Origin of the sequence: Nocardia suismassiliense (genome assembly GCF_900269665.1) — a bacterium.
GTDB classification, from domain to species: domain Bacteria; phylum Actinomycetota; class Actinomycetes; order Mycobacteriales; family Mycobacteriaceae; genus Nocardia; species Nocardia suismassiliense.
Window position 1 is genome coordinate 5,314,420 of record NZ_LT985361.1, and the last position, 15,638, is coordinate 5,330,057.

General features: G+C 68.0%; 13 protein-coding genes. 10 read left to right on the forward strand and 3 right to left on the reverse strand.

Features of this window, described 5'->3' with window-relative positions:
- Positions 1 to 805: 805 nt before the first annotated feature.
- The gene (locus DBO33_RS23605; RefSeq protein WP_107657001.1) at positions 806 to 2,269 is read right to left on the reverse strand and encodes a dihydroorotase; all 1,464 of its coding nucleotides are present in this window, start codon (positions 2,267 to 2,269) and stop codon (positions 806 to 808) included.
- Positions 2,270 to 2,408: 139 nt separating this feature from the next.
- On the opposite strand from DBO33_RS23605, the gene DBO33_RS23610 reads away from it, so the two are divergent.
- From DBO33_RS23610 to DBO33_RS23620, 3 genes are read left to right on the forward strand one after another with little or no spacing between them, the layout of a single operon-like run.
- Positions 2,409 to 3,596 carry a CaiB/BaiF CoA transferase family protein gene (locus DBO33_RS23610; RefSeq protein ID WP_107657002.1) on the forward strand — a complete coding sequence of 396 codons (1,188 nt, stop codon included), beginning with the start codon at positions 2,409 to 2,411 and terminating at the stop codon, positions 3,594 to 3,596.
- Complete coding sequence (locus DBO33_RS23615; protein ID WP_107657003.1) at positions 3,593 to 4,438, forward strand: cyclase family protein; 846 nt, start codon at positions 3,593 to 3,595, stop codon at positions 4,436 to 4,438. Before DBO33_RS23610 ends, DBO33_RS23615 begins: the two co-directional genes overlap by 4 nt.
- Positions 4,435 to 5,841 carry an MmgE/PrpD family protein gene (locus DBO33_RS23620; protein WP_199856728.1) on the forward strand — a complete coding sequence of 469 codons (1,407 nt, stop codon included), beginning with the start codon at positions 4,435 to 4,437 and terminating at the stop codon, positions 5,839 to 5,841. Before DBO33_RS23615 ends, DBO33_RS23620 begins: the two co-directional genes overlap by 4 nt.
- Here the strand turns inward: DBO33_RS23620 and DBO33_RS23625 are convergent.
- Entirely contained in the window at positions 5,824 to 6,732 is a 909-nt protein-coding gene (locus DBO33_RS23625; RefSeq protein WP_107657004.1) for a hydroxymethylglutaryl-CoA lyase, read from the reverse strand. The two genes, DBO33_RS23620 and DBO33_RS23625, sit on opposite strands and share 18 nt — an antisense overlap.
- Before the next feature lie 94 nt (positions 6,733 to 6,826).
- Between DBO33_RS23625 and DBO33_RS23630 the strand changes: the two genes are divergently transcribed.
- Genes DBO33_RS23630 through DBO33_RS23640 form a run of 3 tightly spaced genes read left to right on the forward strand, consistent with a single transcriptional unit; the run spans position 6,827 to position 9,451 of the window.
- Positions 6,827 to 8,041 carry a CaiB/BaiF CoA transferase family protein gene (locus DBO33_RS23630; RefSeq protein ID WP_107657005.1) on the forward strand — a complete coding sequence of 405 codons (1,215 nt, stop codon included), beginning with the start codon at positions 6,827 to 6,829 and terminating at the stop codon, positions 8,039 to 8,041.
- 10 nt (positions 8,042 to 8,051) lie between these two features.
- Positions 8,052 to 8,726: an isochorismatase family protein gene (locus tag DBO33_RS23635; protein ID WP_234390999.1), complete on the forward strand. Its 675-nt coding sequence runs from the start codon at positions 8,052 to 8,054 to the stop codon at positions 8,724 to 8,726.
- Between the two features lie 17 nt (positions 8,727 to 8,743).
- Entirely contained in the window at positions 8,744 to 9,451 is a 708-nt protein-coding gene (locus DBO33_RS23640) for a hypothetical protein (RefSeq protein WP_107657007.1), read from the forward strand.
- A 7-nt stretch (positions 9,452 to 9,458) separates the two neighbouring features.
- Here the strand turns inward: DBO33_RS23640 and DBO33_RS23645 are convergent, their stop codons facing one another.
- Positions 9,459 to 10,244 (reverse strand): IclR family transcriptional regulator, encoded by a 786-nt coding sequence (locus tag DBO33_RS23645; protein ID WP_107660532.1) that lies wholly within the window; start codon positions 10,242 to 10,244, stop codon positions 9,459 to 9,461.
- Between the two features lie 142 nt (positions 10,245 to 10,386).
- Here DBO33_RS23645 and DBO33_RS23650 point away from each other — a divergent pair, with 142 nt between their 5' ends.
- Genes DBO33_RS23650 through DBO33_RS23665 form a run of 4 tightly spaced genes read left to right on the forward strand, consistent with a single transcriptional unit; the run spans position 10,387 to position 15,615 of the window.
- Entirely contained in the window at positions 10,387 to 11,661 is a 1,275-nt protein-coding gene (locus tag DBO33_RS23650) for an acyl-CoA dehydrogenase family protein (RefSeq protein WP_234391000.1), read from the forward strand.
- The gene (locus DBO33_RS23655; protein ID WP_107657008.1) at positions 11,658 to 13,046 is read left to right on the forward strand and encodes an aldehyde dehydrogenase family protein; all 1,389 of its coding nucleotides are present in this window, start codon (positions 11,658 to 11,660) and stop codon (positions 13,044 to 13,046) included. The genes DBO33_RS23650 and DBO33_RS23655 overlap by 4 nt, the downstream gene beginning before the upstream one ends.
- A complete protein-coding gene (locus tag DBO33_RS23660; RefSeq protein WP_107657009.1) occupies positions 13,043 to 14,188 on the forward strand; it encodes an FAD-dependent oxidoreductase in 1,146 nt (381 codons plus the stop codon). The genes DBO33_RS23655 and DBO33_RS23660 overlap by 4 nt, the downstream gene beginning before the upstream one ends.
- On the forward strand, positions 14,185 to 15,615 hold the full coding sequence (locus tag DBO33_RS23665) for an aldehyde dehydrogenase family protein (protein ID WP_107657010.1): 1,431 nt from the start codon (positions 14,185 to 14,187) through the stop codon (positions 15,613 to 15,615). Before DBO33_RS23660 ends, DBO33_RS23665 begins: the two co-directional genes overlap by 4 nt.
- Positions 15,616 to 15,638 lie beyond the last annotated feature (23 nt).

Sequence of the window (15,638 nt, forward strand, 5' to 3'; positions counted from 1 at the left end):
CCAGCGGCACCAAAGCGCACGGCCCGCCGCCGCCATGTCCCGCTGAGTGAGCAGTTGCATGCCGAGGGGGACATCACGGCGGACTCACTCGCGTTTTCCCACCCCTATGTCCCGCTGGGTGATCGGCTCGGCTTCGAGCGGGACGTCATGGCGTGCTTACTCCCGTCTCCCTGCCCTCATGTCCCGTCGTTCATGAAAGCGGGCCGCTGCCAGCGAAATCCGCACCCTCTCTCTCCCGCAACGTATTCCATTCCCGGAGATCTCGAAACGCAACCACAGCCAGATGACCACGCTGGAACCGAGCGCCGCGTGACCGACCGCCGAGGTAAGCCGGGTACGGCACACGACGTGCCCAGCACTACTCACGGGAAAACCTGTGTAGGTCTTCAGCTCACTGGACCGCTCAACCTGGGGAGTCCTTGATTGCTCCTATCGGGGGAGGTGAACCTTGGCGGGGTGTCCTTGGGTGTACCCGTCTAGGACCGCGCGCCCAAAGACCTCCCGGGGTGAGCTGACCTGAAGGTTTATGACAGTCGATGGGGTGCCCGGATAGTGCTGAGCGCGTCGGGTGGTGTTCCCGGCTTTCTCTTCCGCAACCTGGGATGGGCAGGGTGAAGGTTCCGGCGTGGGGACTGGCTGTGGTGCTGTTTTCGAGATCTTCGGGAGGGAGGCGATCGGGTTAGGCAGTCGGGCACCCATTCTCGGGATCTGCACTCGCTTGGGAGCGGCAGCCGCACTCTCTCTCGGGATCCGCACCCATTAGGGGCGTCCGTAGTCAGTGCGGATCCCGAGAGAGAGTGCGGGGTTAAGGGGTGGTGCGGTGGAGGTAGTTGCCTTGGGGGGTGTTTTGGACCTTGCCGTTGTGGACTATTCGGTTGCCGCGGAGGAAGACGTCGGTGACCTTTGCGGTCATGGCGAAGCCTTCGAAGGGGGTGTATTCCTGGGCGGATTCGGAGTCTGCGGCGTGGACGGTCCAGTGGGCGGCGGGGTCGACCAGGACGATGTCGGCGTCGTAGCCTTCGGCGAGGGTTCCCTTGCGGGTCAGGCCGTAGCGGCGGGCGGGGTTGGTGGCGGTGAGTTCGGCGATTCGGTGTAGGGAAAGGCCGCGTCTCCGGCCTTCGCCGATCAAACCGGGGAGGAGGTATTCGGCGCCGCCGAAGCCGGATTTGGCGAGGAAGACGTCGTCGCGGTCGGCGCCGAATTTGGCTTCGTCGCGGCAGCATGCGTGATCGCTTACCACCCAGTCGATTTCGCCCGCCAGCAGGTGTTGCCATAGCGCTTCGACGTCGGCTCGCTCCCGCAAGGGAGGATTGACCTTGCCGCCGATGCCGTGGGCGGTGTCGACGTCGGCGAGCAGGTGGCCGATGGTGACCTCGCGGCGGAAGTTCACGTGCGGGAAGGCCTGTGCCATCGTCAGTGCGGCCGCGACGGCTTTCGCGGAGGACAGGTGTAGCAGGTTGATGTCGGCCAGGCCTGTCTCGTGCGCGAGGTAGGACGCCATGGTGATCGCCAGGCCTTCGCTGTGCGCAGGGCGCGAGGCACTGTAGGCGCGCAGGCCGGTTTGCGTGCGGTCCTGCTCGACCAGAGCGGTGTACGCGGCCATGATCTCTGCGGTTTCGCAGTGCAGCGACAGGGACAGAGGCTGACCCGATTGTGCACGGGCCCGCTCGATACCACGCATCACGAACTCGAAATGCGCGAGGTCGTAGCGTTCGTTCGGCGGAATCATCAGGAACGAGGACTGATCCGAAGATCGACCGTGCAGGCCGTGGCCGCCGTAGAACATAAAGATCTTGAACGACGTGACGCCGAATTCTTCGACCAGGTAAGGGATTTCCTCGATGTGCTCGGCGGTCATCGGCGCCAGGTGCAGGCCGTAGTCCACGTGTGATCGCCCGGCCATCCGGTCGAGGACCTCGGGCACGAACTCCCGATAGGGCCCACCGCGGTTGAGGTAATAGCGGCCGGTGCGCATGTACGTCAACGAGGTGGTGACCCCGCCCTGTGCGCAAGCACGGCTTTCGCTCGCGGTGTCGTCGGCGAGATCCCGGTAGATGCCCCAGTGCTGATGCGCGTCGACCACGCCGGGGAATGCGAGCAGCCCACCCGCGTCCACGATACGCGTCTGGTCGTCGACCGGCAGGCCGAGCCCGATCGCAACAATCCGGCCGTCGGCGACGGCGATGTCGGCGAGCGCGGGATCGTCCGACGCGGGATCGCCGGGACGGACCACGCGGGCGTTGCGGATCAGCAGTTCGGTCGCGGGCACGGCAGCCCTCCAGTTTCTCTACGCGAAACGCAGTTACCATTTCGGCGATCATCGCAGTAGCATGCGCTGGTAGTCAATGCCGCGATCCCGCATCAGCGTTTCGCTGAGCGAAACGTGTCGCGGCACTAAGGAGTTGGCGATGACGCAACCGCTGGCCGGAATCCGAGTGCTCGATGTGGCGACACTGTTCGCCGGTCCCCTGGCAGGCACGCTGCTGGCCGACTTCGGCGCCGACGTCATCAAAGTCGAGCATCCGAACGGCGATCCGGTGCGCAGCCACGGCGCCCAGCGCGACGGCGTCGGCCTGTGGTGGAAGATGCTCGGACGCGGCAAGAAATCGGTGACGCTGTATCTCGGTGCGCCGCAAGGCCAAGAGATCTTCCGGCGCATGGTCGCCGAGGCGGACGTGGTGATCGAGAACTTCCGCCCGGGCACCCTGGAACGTTGGGGCCTCGGCTATCCCGAGCTCCGCGCGCTGAACCCACGGCTGGTGCTGGCCAGGGTCACCGGCTTCGGACAGATCGGGCCGTACGCAAGGCGTCCCGGCTTCGGCACCCTGGCCGAGGCGATGAGCGGATTCGCCGCCGTAACAGGCGAGGCGGACGGCCCGCCTACTCTTCCCCCGTTCGGCCTCGCCGACGGAATCGCGGCATTGACAACGGCATTCGCGATCATGACAGCGTTGCGCGCCAGAGACCGCGACGGCACCGGCCAAGAAGTCGACCTGGCCATCATCGAACCGATCCTCACGCTGCTCGGACCGCAGATCATCGCCTACGACCAGCTGGGCGAGTTGCAGCCGCGCATGGGCAACCGTTCCTCGAACAACGCACCGCGCAACACCTATCGCACCGCCGACGGCGGCTGGGTCGCGGTCTCCACCAGCGCCCAGTCGGTCGCCGAGCGGGTGCTGTGGCTGGTCGGCCGCCCCGATCTCATCGATCAGCCGTGGTTCGCCTCGGGCGCCCAAAGAGCCAGGCACGCAGACGAACTCGACGCGGCGGTGGGCGGCTGGATCAGTCGGCACAGCACCGAGGAGGTGGTACGCGCCTTCGAAAAGGCCGAGGCCGCGGTGGCCCCGATCTACACGGCCGCCGACGTGCTGGAGGATCCCCAGTACCGGGCGCTGGGTTCGATCATCGCATTACCGGACGCGGAGCTCGGCACCGTGCGCATGCAGAACATCTTGTTCCGGCTTTCCGAGACTCCAGGCGAAATACGGTGGACCGGGCCACCTTTGGGCGCACACACCGACGAGGTGCTCGCACGCTACGGCGTCGACGCGAACGAGCGGGCCGAGCTCCGCGCCGCCGGGGTGATCCGATGACGCACCCACGGGCCACCCACCGGCCGACAACCGTTGACCCGCTGCTCGCGGCGGTGCGTGGCGGCATTCGCCTGATCGAATTGGGCCAGCCGTTCTTCACCGGCATGCCCTGCTCACCGAACCACCCCGGCTTCCGGATGACGTTGGCGCGCAGACACGGTGACCTGGTGCGCCCCGACGGCGGCTCGGCCGCCAACGAGATCATCGTGACCGGTGGGCACGTCGGCACCCACATCGACGCGCTCAGTCACGTCAGCCAGCACGGCGCACTGCACGGCGGCGTCGACGCACAGGAGGCCCAACGCGGCGGCAGGTTCACCGCCCACGGCGCTGAGCACCTCCCCGGATTGCTGTGCCGCGGCGTACTGCTGGACATCGCCGCCGCCCACGAAACCGACACGCTCCCCGGCGGTTACGAGATCACGGTGGCCGACTTGGACACGGCAGCCCGGCAAGCACGGATCGAGGTGGCGGCAGGTGACGTCGTGCTGATCCGCACCGGATGGTCGCTACTGTTCGGCGAACCCGACGCCTATCTGGGCAAGGAAACGGGCGTCCCGGGGGTCGGTGTCGCCGCGGCACAGTGGCTCGCCGCGCGCGGAATCGTGGCGACCGGCTCGGATACCACCGCGTACGAATGCATTCCGCCCGGCGCCGGTCACAGCGTGCTACCCGTGCACCAGGTGCTGCTCGTCGAATCCGGCATCTACATCATGGAGCACCTCGCACTGGAAGACCTCGCGCTGACCGGGCTCGGCGAGTTCACTTTCCTGCTGGCACCCTTACGCATCGTGGGCGGCACCGGCTCCCCCATCCGTCCGCTCGCGGCGGTCGGCCGATGAACGAGGCAACCATCGTGCAACGGCTGGCCGCCTTCGCCGTGTCCGCCCGCGACGACGGCGTCGGTCCCGCCTTGCGCGCGAACGCCGCCCAGCGGGTGCTCGACGCACTCGGCAACAGCCTCGCCGCGCTCGAAGCGCCGGCCGTCCAGGCGGTGCGTACCGTCGTCGAGGAATGGGGCGGCACGCCGCAAGCTACGGTTCTCGGGTTACCCGGTCGGTGGCCTGCCGCGAGTGCGGCACTACTCGGCGGAACCCTCGCGCACGCATTGGATTTCGACGACACCCACCTGCCGTCGGTCTTACATCCCTCGGCGACTGTGGTCCCGGCCGCCCTCGCCGTCGCCGAAGCCCGGAAAGCCAGCGGCGCCGCGCTACTCGACGCCGTCGCGGCCGGGATCGAGTTGTCGGTCCGCGTCGGCATGGCTGGTTACGATGCGGCGCTTGGCAATTCGATCTTCTTCGAGCGTGGCCTGCACGCGACCGCCATCTGCGGCACGCTCGGTGGTGCCGCAGCCGCCGCCATGCTCGCCGGAGCCGACGCCGACACCATCGCGCACGCGATCGCTATCGCGGCGAGCATGGGGTCGGGCCTGCTGGAAGCCAACCGAACCGGCGGCACCGTGAAGCGGGTGCACTGCGGCTGGGCCGCACACGCCGCCGTCACCGCGGCCGGGCTCGCCCGCGCCGGACTGACCGGTCCGCCGACCGTCTTCGAGGGCAGATTCGGTCTACTCCAAGCGTTCTGCGGCGATCAATGCAATCCGGCTGCCATTCTCGCCGGCCTGGGCGAGCACTGGGAGTTGCCGAAGGTGGTCTTCAAGCCCTATCCCTGCAACCATTTCACCCACGCCGGGATCGACGCGGCACTGCGGCTGCGCGCCGCGGGCATCACCGCCGCCGATATCGTTCGCCTCGAACTCGGTGCACCAACGGCGGTGTTGCGCACCATCGGTGAGCCACACGCGGAGAAGATCCGCCCGCAGTCCGGCTACCACGCCGCCTTCTCCGGCCCCTACACCATCGCCGCCGCATTGCTCGGCGGTGGCGGTCTCGGCGTCTTCCACGAAGACTTCACCGACGCCGCGGCCGCCGACGCGGAACGGCTGGCCCTGGCCGCCCGCGTCACCTGTGTCGCGGACGCACGCTGCGACGCCATCTTCCCGCACCAGTTTCCGGCCGTGCTCACCGCGTGGCTGCGCGACGGCAGCGTCCGTACCGAGCGGGTCGAGAGCAACCGGGGCGGCCCCGGCAATCCACTGTCCGAAGACGAGCTCGCCACCAAGTTCCGCCTGAATACCGAACACAAGCTGTCGGCAGATCAAGCGGACCGGATCAGCAAAGTGGTGTTCGGCCTCGCCGAACAACGAGACCTCGACGAGCTGATGTCACTGCTGCGGACGTGACGGCGCCGGGAACAGGCCGGCCCGGCCGAGCAAGGCAGGCACCGGCTTACCGAGCAATTCGCCCAGCCACGAACCGGTTTCGATGACCGGCTCGATCCGCACACCGGTCTCGATCCCCATCCGATCCAAGCTGTACAGCAGATCCTCGGTGGCGATATTGCCGGTCGCGGCCGGCGCGAACGGACATCCGCCGATGCCCCCGGTGCTGGCATCCAGCACCCGGACACCAGCCTCCAACGCCGCTACAGCATTGGCGTAGCCGGTGTTTCGGGTGTTGTGGAAATGACAACGCAGGCCGACCTCCGGCGCGATCGCCGCCGCACCGGCCACCAGCGCGCGTACCTGATCCGGTGTCCCGACACCGATGGTGTCGGCCACCGCGATCTCGCCCGGCCCCGCCCCGGCGACGCGGCGAATCAGTTCCAGCACAGTCGATTCGGATACTTCCCCGTCGAACGGACAACCGAACGCCGCCGCGATGGTCACCGTCCGCAGCAACCCGGCCTCCCGCGCCCTGGCCGCCAGCTGCGCCCACCGCTCTACACCCTCCAAGGTCGAACACCCCTGATTGCGTCGACTGAACGAATCCGTCGCCACCACAACAACATTGATCTCATCGACACCCGCCGCCAGCGCGCGATCCAATCCACGGTCGTTGAATACCAGCCCGGCATAGGACACTCCATCGATTCGCGGCACCCCAGCCATGACCGCCTCCGCATCCGCCATCTGCGGCACCCGGCGCGGGTTCACGAAGCTCACCGCCTCGATCCGCCGCAACCCCGCATCGACGCTGCGCCGAACCAGCTCGACCTTGTCGTCGGCGGCGAGCATTTCCGGCTCGTTCTGCAAGCCGTCCCTCGGGGCGACCTCGACCAGCGTGACGTTCACAGATCCTCCAACTCACCTTGCGGCCGTGTTCCACTGAGGGATACATTGTATCCAAATTGAACCTCCGGGGTGCAACAGGATGGAGACCCGCCACATGGCAGTCGAGGCGACGAAATCGACAGGGCCGCTTGCCGATCTGCGGGTGGTCGAGATGGGACAACTGCTCGCCGGGCCGTTCTGTGGTCAGCTGCTCGGCGATCTCGGCGCCGAGGTGATCAAACTCGAAGCGCCCGGCACGGGTGACCCGATGCGGCAATGGGGCCGGGAACAGTCGCAGGGCAAATCGCTGTGGTGGCCGGTGGTCGCCAGGAACAAGAAGTCGGTGACCTGCAACCTTCGCGACGAAGCCGGGCAACGGCTCGCGCGGCAGCTCATCGACCGCGCGGACATCGTCATCGAGAACTTCCGGCCCGGCACCATGGAACGCTGGAACCTCGGGTTCGACCGTCTGCGCGAGCACCATCCGGAACTGATCATGACCCGAGTCACGGGTTACGGCCAGACCGGCCCGTACGCGCCCCGCGCCGGCTACGGCTCGATCGGCGAGGCCATGGGTGGCATTCGTTATGTCACCGGCGATCCCGAGCACGCCCCCGCCAGAACCGGTATCTCCCTCGGTGACTCGCTCGCTGCGGTCTTCGCCACCATCGGCACCCTCGCCGCGGTGCACCACCGCACGAACACCGGACGCGGCCAGATGGTCGATTCGGCCATCTACGAGGCGGTACTGGCGATGATGGAGTCCCTGCTGCCGGAGTGGGCGGTGACCGGCTACCAGCGCGAACGCACCGGACCGGTGCTGCCGAATGTCGCCCCCAGCAACGTCTATCCCACCGCGGGCGGCGAGATGATTCTCGTCGCCGCCAACCAGGACACCGTTTTCGCTCGGCTGGCCACGGCAATGGGCCGCCCCGAACTCGCTACCGACGAAAGGTATGCCACCCATACCGCCCGCGGCGCGCGGATGGCCGAACTGGACGAACTGATCGCCAGCTGGACGGCGACCATCGGAACCGGCGACCTGCTCGACCGGCTGCACGCGGCGGGCGTCCCCGCGGGCCGTATCTTCACCGCGCGCGACATGTTCGCCGACCCGCACTTCGCCGCCCGCGAAGCCATTGTGCGACTGACACATCCGGAGTTCGGCGAACTGCCGATGCAGAACGTCTTCCCGAAGTTGAGCGAGACACCCGGCGCGGTACGCCATCCCGGACCGGCGCTCGGCGAGCACAACCAGGACGTCTACGGCGACCTGCTCGGCCTCTGCCCGGACACGATCGAACAGCTCAGCGCCGATGGCATCATCTGAAAACCGCCCGGTGACCGAGCGATCCGGCGAGTCCCGCCGCTCCGGCTACAGCGCTCGCCTCGGCGCGGGCGACTCCCCCGCCGTGCTGGTGATCGATATCTGCGCCGCCTACGTCAACGAGGACTCGCCGCTGTACGCACCGGTAGCCGACGCAGTGCGCGCAGCCGACGAAATCGTTGCTCAGGCAAGAGAATCCGGCTTGCCGGTGATCTTCACCCGGGTCCGCTTCGAACCCGGCGGTCCGGACGGCGGCCTGTTCCGCCGAAAGGTGCCGGTGCTGCGGGTATTCGAGGCGGGCAACCCGCTCGGCGACTTTCTCGATGATCCCGCACCGGTCGCCGGAGACTTGGTGATCACCAAGCAGTACGCCAGCGCCTTCCACGCCACTCCACTGGCCGCGCTCCTGACCGCACGCCGCATCGACACCCTCGTCATCGTCGGCCTCACCACCAGCGGGTGCGTGCGCGCCTCGGCGACCGACGCACTCCAGCACGGTTTCCGGCCGCTGATCGTCGCCGAGGCCTGCGGAGATCGCACCACCGCCTTACACGAGGCCAATCTGCTCGACCTGGACATCAAGTACGCCGACGTGCTGAGCCGCACGGAGGCGCTGGCCGTCTTGCGCTCAGCAGTCGGCAATGAATACAACACTCCCGAGACCGCCGACGGCGCGGAACTCGTCTAGCGGACAAGAGGATTCCCATGGGCCCACACCCGCACGGCTGGTGGATCGTGCTGCATCTGGTGCTGTTCGTATTCTGGCTGGGTGGCGATCTCGGCGTCTTCTATTCCAGCCGATTCGTCATCAACCCCGCACTCACCCCGCCCGCTCGCGCGACCGCGCTGTCCATCATGAGTGGCCTGGATCTCGCGCCCAAGATCTGTCTGGTGCTGTTCCTACCCAGTGGCATCACACTGATGGCGCTGGAACCGCACGGCGCCAGCGCATTCGGAATCGACTTGTTCCCTTGGTGGTTCGTCACCGCGGTGTGGATCTTCGCCGCCGTATGGTTGACGCTCACCGTGCTCGCGCACCGTACCCACGGGCAACTCGCCGCAGTCCGCCGAGCCGACCTCTTCCTGCGGTTCGCGGTCATCACGGCGATGACCGGATCCGGCGTCTATGCCCTGCTCGCGCACGAGCCGTTCGGTGTCACCACCAATCCACGCTGGCTCGGCGGCAAGATCCTGCTCTACACGCTCGCCATCGCGGCCGGGCTGGGCATCCGAATGACGTTGCGCCCCTTCGGCCCCGCCTTCGGCACGCTGATGACCACAGGGTCCAGCGAGCCCGTCGAGCGCACCCTGCGGCGCAGCGTCGACGGTTGCCTGCCGTACGTGTGGCTGATCTGGGGCAGCGTGCTCGCCGCGGCGGCACTGGGTGTGTTCAAGCCCGGTGCCGCACTATGAGCGGTGGTTACGGCGTGTAGCCGAGCTGAGCGGAGACCGCGCCGGCCGCCTTCAGCAGCATCGGCACGTACTCGTCCATCCGCGGCTGGAACCGGGAGAGCGGCCCGCACACGCTGATCGCGGCCACCACGCCACCGTCGTGGTCGAGGATCGGCGCGGCGAGGGACGCGGCCCCGATCTGGCGTTCCCCCATCGAGATCGCGTAGCCGCGCTTCTTGGTGGCGTTCAGTTCGGTGCGCAGTTTGCGGACGGAGGTGATCGTCGCGTCGGTGAAGGCGGTGAGCTGGTGCCTGCTCAGGTACTCGTCGATCTCCTCCTTACGCAGCATCGCCAGGATCACCTTGGAGGAGCTGCCCGCGTAGAGCGGGTACGGCACGCCGAGGGCGACCTCCATGCGCAGTTCCTGGTCCGGCACAACCTGATCCACGTACATCCGGGTGTCGCCGCGCCGGATCGACAGCGTCGCGGTCTCGCCGGTCACCGACGCCAGCCTGCGCAGTTCCGGCGCGGCCATCACCCGAAGATCGGTGCGCGCCAGGTAGGCCCGGCCGAGCGCGATGGCGGCGTGGCCGAGCGCGTAACGACGGGTGGTGGGTTCGAGGGCGATGAGGTCGCGGTTGCGCAGGGCGGTGAGGATGCGGTGCACCGCCGCCTTGGTGATGCCGAGCTCGGTGGCGATCTCGGTGACGCCGAGGTCGGACCTGCCGCTGCGGCCGAACAGCAACAGCACATCCATGGCGCGTTCGACCGCCGCGATCGACCGGCTCTGGTTGTCGGATTCGGTTTCGGACACGCCTCGAGTGTAGGCGGTGCATTTCCCGATGGGAAACACCATCCCCATCACGGCTTGCGTGCCGCCGAGGCGCGGCGTTACCGTGTGCGTAACAATGTTTCGACTATCGAAACAGCAATACAGACCGTTAGAGGATGGTCCGATGATCGGTGCACGACTCGTCGAAGATATGACCGACGCCGAACGCGAACGCGCACAACGGGTCGACGCCGTGCTGCCCGCGCTGCGTGCCGCCGCCGAGGAGGCCGACCGACTCGGCGCCTTCCCACCCACCCACGTCGACCTGCTCCGCGATGCCGGACTGCTCGGGCTGGTGGTGCCGGAGAAGTTCGGCGGGCTCGGTGGCACGCTGCGCGATCTGGCCGCGGCGACCTTCGCCATGGGCACCGCCTGCCCGTCCACCGCGCTGGCCTACTTCTTCCACAACACCAGCGCCTCACGCGGTCTGCTACCGCTCGAGGCGATCGATGCCGGACTGTTCGCCGACGACGAGATCGCCGTGGTGCGGGCCTTCGCCGAGAAGGTGCTCACCCGGATGGCCGACGGCTGCTGGCTGGCCAATTTCGCCTCCGAGGCGATCAAGACCGCCGCCGCGAACATCACCATCGCCACGACCGCCCGCAAGGTCGACGGCGGCTGGATCCTGCAGGGCGAGAAGTCTTTCGGCTGCGCGACCGGCGTGGCCGACTACTACCTCACCTCCGCCAAAATCGAGGGCTACGACACCGCCGAGGGGCTGGCGACCTTCTTCGTCCCCCGCGACGCACCCGGCGTGCACGTGCGCGCCCCCTGGGACGGCCTCGGCATGCGCGCGACCGCCAACAACGGCATCCGGCTCGACGAGGTGTTCATTCCGCAGGACGAGGCCTTGGCGGTGCCCGGCGCGTTCACGAAGATGCTCAGCATGAGCAGAGGCAGTTTCGTCGGCAACCAACTCGCCATCGCGGCGGTCTACACCGGCTGCGCACAGAACGTCTACGACGAGATGCTGGCCACCGCGACCAAGAAAACCTTCGCCGATACCGGCGATCCGATCGCGTCCTCCCCGGTGCACCAGGTGCTCATCGGCGAGATGACCCGGCAGTTGCAGACCGCGTACCTCTGGTTGCGCTATCAGCTCGCGGTGGAGACCGCGGAGCCGCCGTTCAAACCGAAGCAGGAGGTGTTCACCCAGTGGCGCCTCGGCAAGGGTGCGGTGACCGAGGCCTGTTTCCAGGTGGCGCTCGGCGCTTTCAAGGCGGGCGGCACCTCCGCCGCCGCGATGAGCGGGGTGGCGGGGCGTGCGCTGCGCGATCTGGCGATGGGCCTGGTGATGACCTTCCCGGCCGAGCGCGGCATGCTCGAGGTGGCCCGCATCGTCACCGACGCCAAGGCGAACGAATTGTTCGCCACCGCACCGGCTGGAGCGGACCGGTGAGCACCGAACTACCCGCCATCGCCGACCTGATCGACGGCGAATGGGGCACACCGTCGGTGGATCTCGGTGTCGCGCTGGAGGACCCGGCCACCGGAGCACCGGTGGCCAGGGCCGTTGCCACCGCCACCGACCGGGTCGAGCGTGCACTCGAAGTCGCCGAAACCGCCTCCGGCCGAATCGATCCCGCCGTGCTGGACGCGATCGCCGCCGACCTGGAAGCACAGCTGCCCTGGATCGCGGAACTGGATGCCCGCGCGACCGGTGTCCCGATCGCCCAGACCACCCTGCTGGGGCCGATCGTGTCGGGTTCGTTCCGGCTGGCGGCCGAGCAGATCCGGTCCGGGGCATTGCGCCAGGAGCAGGACGGCGTCGAGGTGCTGCGACTGCCGCTGGGACCGGCGCTGTGCCTGGTCCCGTGGAACGCGCCGGCTCCCATGGCCGCCCACAAGGTGGCCAACGCACTCGCCGCAGGCTGTCCGGTGATCCTGAAGGTCAGCGAACTCGCGCCCTACAGCTCGGTGGTGCTGGCCGAGGTGATCGCCGAGCACGTGCCCGCGGGCATGTTCCAGCTGGTGCAGGGCGGCGCGAAAGTCGGTGCGCAACTGGTCGCCGCGTCCCGGATCAAGGCGGTCTCGTTCACCGGCGGGCTGGCCGGCGGGCGTTCGGTCGCCACGGCGTCGGCCGCTATGTTCCGCCCCTGCCAGCTCGAGCTGGGCGGCAACAATCCGCTCGTGGTGCTGCCCGACGCCGATCCCGATGTCGCGACGCGGATGGCCGCCGAACTGCTGACCACGTTGAACGGCCAATGGTGCCGGGCGCTGGGCAGATTGATCCTCCCGGCGGACCGGGCGGACGAGCTACTCGACGGCATCGGTAAACGACTCGCGGCGCTGCGGGTCGGGCCGCCGATGGATCCGCTGACCGAGTTCGGCCCGCTGGTGCACTCGAAACATGTTCAGCAGCTGCGGTCTTCACTCGCCGCCCGCGGGTCGCGGAGCTTCGGTGTCCTGCCCGAAGACGGAAACTACTTCTGCCCAACGCTTCTCGACGGCGACCTGCGCGACGAGGTATTCGGGCCGATCGCCGGCGTCACCACCTACCGCCGGATCGAGGAGGCGGTAGCGCTGGCCAACGCCGTGCCCTACGGCCTCGAGGGCTACGTCTGCGGTGCCGACGAACAACAGGCGCTCGGCGTCGCCCGGCAGATTCGGGCGGGCGAGGTGAAGGTGAACGGTTCCTCGATCATGAGCCTGCACCTGATGACACCGCGGCCCGCGTGGGGACTGTCCGGCCTCGGCGAGGAGGGCACGGCGGAGACGCTGCGTTTCTTCACCGGCGCACGCGTCGTCGGCGTCGAAGGGCGCTTCGCCCTGCACACGTCATGAGCACGCCGACGGTCGTCGTGGTCGGGGCCGGGCCGGTTGGTCTCACCGCCGCACTGACACTGGCCCGCCGCGGGATCGCGGTGACGGTGCTGGAGCAGGGTGCGGAGTTGGCCACCGAGTCGCGCGCGTCCACTTTTCATCCGCCGACCCTGGAGATGTTGCGCGACCTGGGTGTCCTGGATGCGCTGCTGCACCAGGGCATCGTCGCCTCGACCTTCCAGTACCGCGAGCGTGGCGGCGGTGAGATCGCCACCCTCGACCTCGCCGTGCTGGCCGAGGACACCCCGTTTCCGTTCCGGGTGCAATGCGAGCAGAGCAAACTCACGCCGCTGCTGCTCGAGGCCCTCGGTGCCGCCGACGTGCGGTTCGGCTACCGCGTCGACGGGTTACTGAGCACCGCAGACGCGGTGGTGCTGCGGACGGCCAAGGGGCCGGTGCGCGCGAACTGGGTGATCGGTGCGGATGGTGCGCACTCCGCCGTCCGGCATGGCCTCGGTGTCGAATTCGGTGGCAGCACCTATCCGGAACGCTTCCTGGTTGCGTCGGTCGAGGAAGATCTGGCGGACGTGCTGCCCGGCGTCGCACCGATCAACTACGTCTTCGATCCCGACGAATGGCTGGTGCTGCTGCGCACACCGGAGCATTGGCGGGTGCTGCTGCCGACGCCCGCCGACAGCGACGACGCGAACGAATTGCGCAGGCTGCCGGACCGTTTGGCGGCCGTCGCCGATCTGGGCAGGCCGTGGCGGATCGCGCACGCCACGCTCTATCGGGTACATCAGCGGGTCGCCGACCGGTTCCGGCACGGCCGCGTGCTGCTGATCGGCGACGCCGCCCATGTCAACAATCCACTCGGCGGGCTGGGCATGAACAGCGGCATCCACGACGCCGTCCAACTCGCGTCCGCGCTGGCCGATGTCATCGAAGGCGGTCCCGAAGCGCGGCTCGACGAGGTTGCGGCGCACCGTCATCGCGTCGCCGTGGATCACGTGCAACGCACCAGCCACGACAACTGGAACCGGCTCCGCGGCGATGATGCGAGCCACCGCGAGCAGCTACGTGAACTGGCCGCCGACCCGGTCGCGGCCCGCACCTATCTGCGTCGGGCCTGTTTGCTCGACTCGCTGGAGATCCGGCCGTGAGGATCGAACGCGAGAACCCGGCGCGGCCGCAGGAGATGGTGGGGGCGGTGACCACGACGCAGCCCGATGCAGTCGATGCCGTTGTGCACAAGGCGCACTCGGCGTTTCGCGAATGGTCGCAACAACCGCTCGAAGCTCGACTGGCCGCGCTCGGCCGTGCCGCCGACGCCCTCGATGCCCGCACTACCGAGTTGGCGACCTTGCTGGCGCGCGAGACCGGTAAACCCGTCACCGATTGCCGCGGTGAGATCGGTTTCGCCGCTATCTATTTGCGCTGGGTACGGGCGCACGCGGCGGAAGTGCTCTGTCCCCGAACGACCGACGACGCGCAAGGTCGAGTCATGGTGTCGCCAAGCCCCTTCGGCGTTGTCGCCGCGATCACGCCGTGGAACGCGCCGATCATTCTGTCGATGCTCAAGCTCGGTCCAGCGCTCGCCGCGGGCAATGCGGTAGTGCTCAAACCGTCGCCGCTGGCACCACTGGCCATTACCGTCGCCGCCGAATTGCTGCCCGCCACCGCGGTGATCCACGGCGGTCCGGACACGGTGCACGCGCTGATCACCCATCCGCTGGTGCGCAAGGTCGCCTTCACCGGCGGTGCGCAGGCGGGACGCGCGATCGCGGCGGCGGCAGGCGCGGCGATCACGCCGGTGCTGCTGGAGCTCGGCGGTAATGATCCGGCGATTTTCCTGGACGACTTCGCCTTGAGCCCAGTGGATTTCGAGCGACTCGTGCTCGCCTCTTTCGCTACGGCCGGACAGGTATGCATGGCCGCGAAGCGGCTGTACGTGCCGGAGACTCGGCTCGCCGAATTCGTGGAGTCGTATATTGCTGCCGCACAACGCATCCTGCTCGTCGGCGATCCGCTCGACCAAGCCGTCACCATGGGGCCGGTAGTTACCCGGGCAGCCGCCGAACGGATGCGCGGGCTGGTCACCGACGCCAGGGACCTCGGTGCGCTGATCGTCCCGCTCGCCTGCGCGCCGACCGGCGAGGGATATTTCCTCGATCCGATACTCGCGCTCCGGGTACCCGACGACGCGGATCTGGTCCGCACGGAGCAGTTCGGCCCGGCAGTGCCGATCCTCACCTATCGCGACGAGGCCGAGGTCCTCGCGCGCGCCAATGATTCCGAGCTCGGTCTGGCCGCATCGGTCTGGTCGGCCGACGAGGACCGGGCCTTCGCCGTCGCCGCTCGCATCGAAGCGGGCTTCACCTTCATCAATACGCACAACCGCACCGGTATGTCGCTGCGCGCGCCGTTCGGCGGGACCAAGAACAGTGGCTTCGGCCGGGAGTACGCGCAGGAAGGTCTGTGCGAGTACGTCCAGCCGACCGTCACGCATGCACCCGGCGCCTTCCGTGCGGGCGGCACCGGTCTCCCCGCCGGTGCTTATCCGGGCCCGTCCGCAGCGCCCCACCGATAAGAGTTTTCACGGTCACCGGCCGG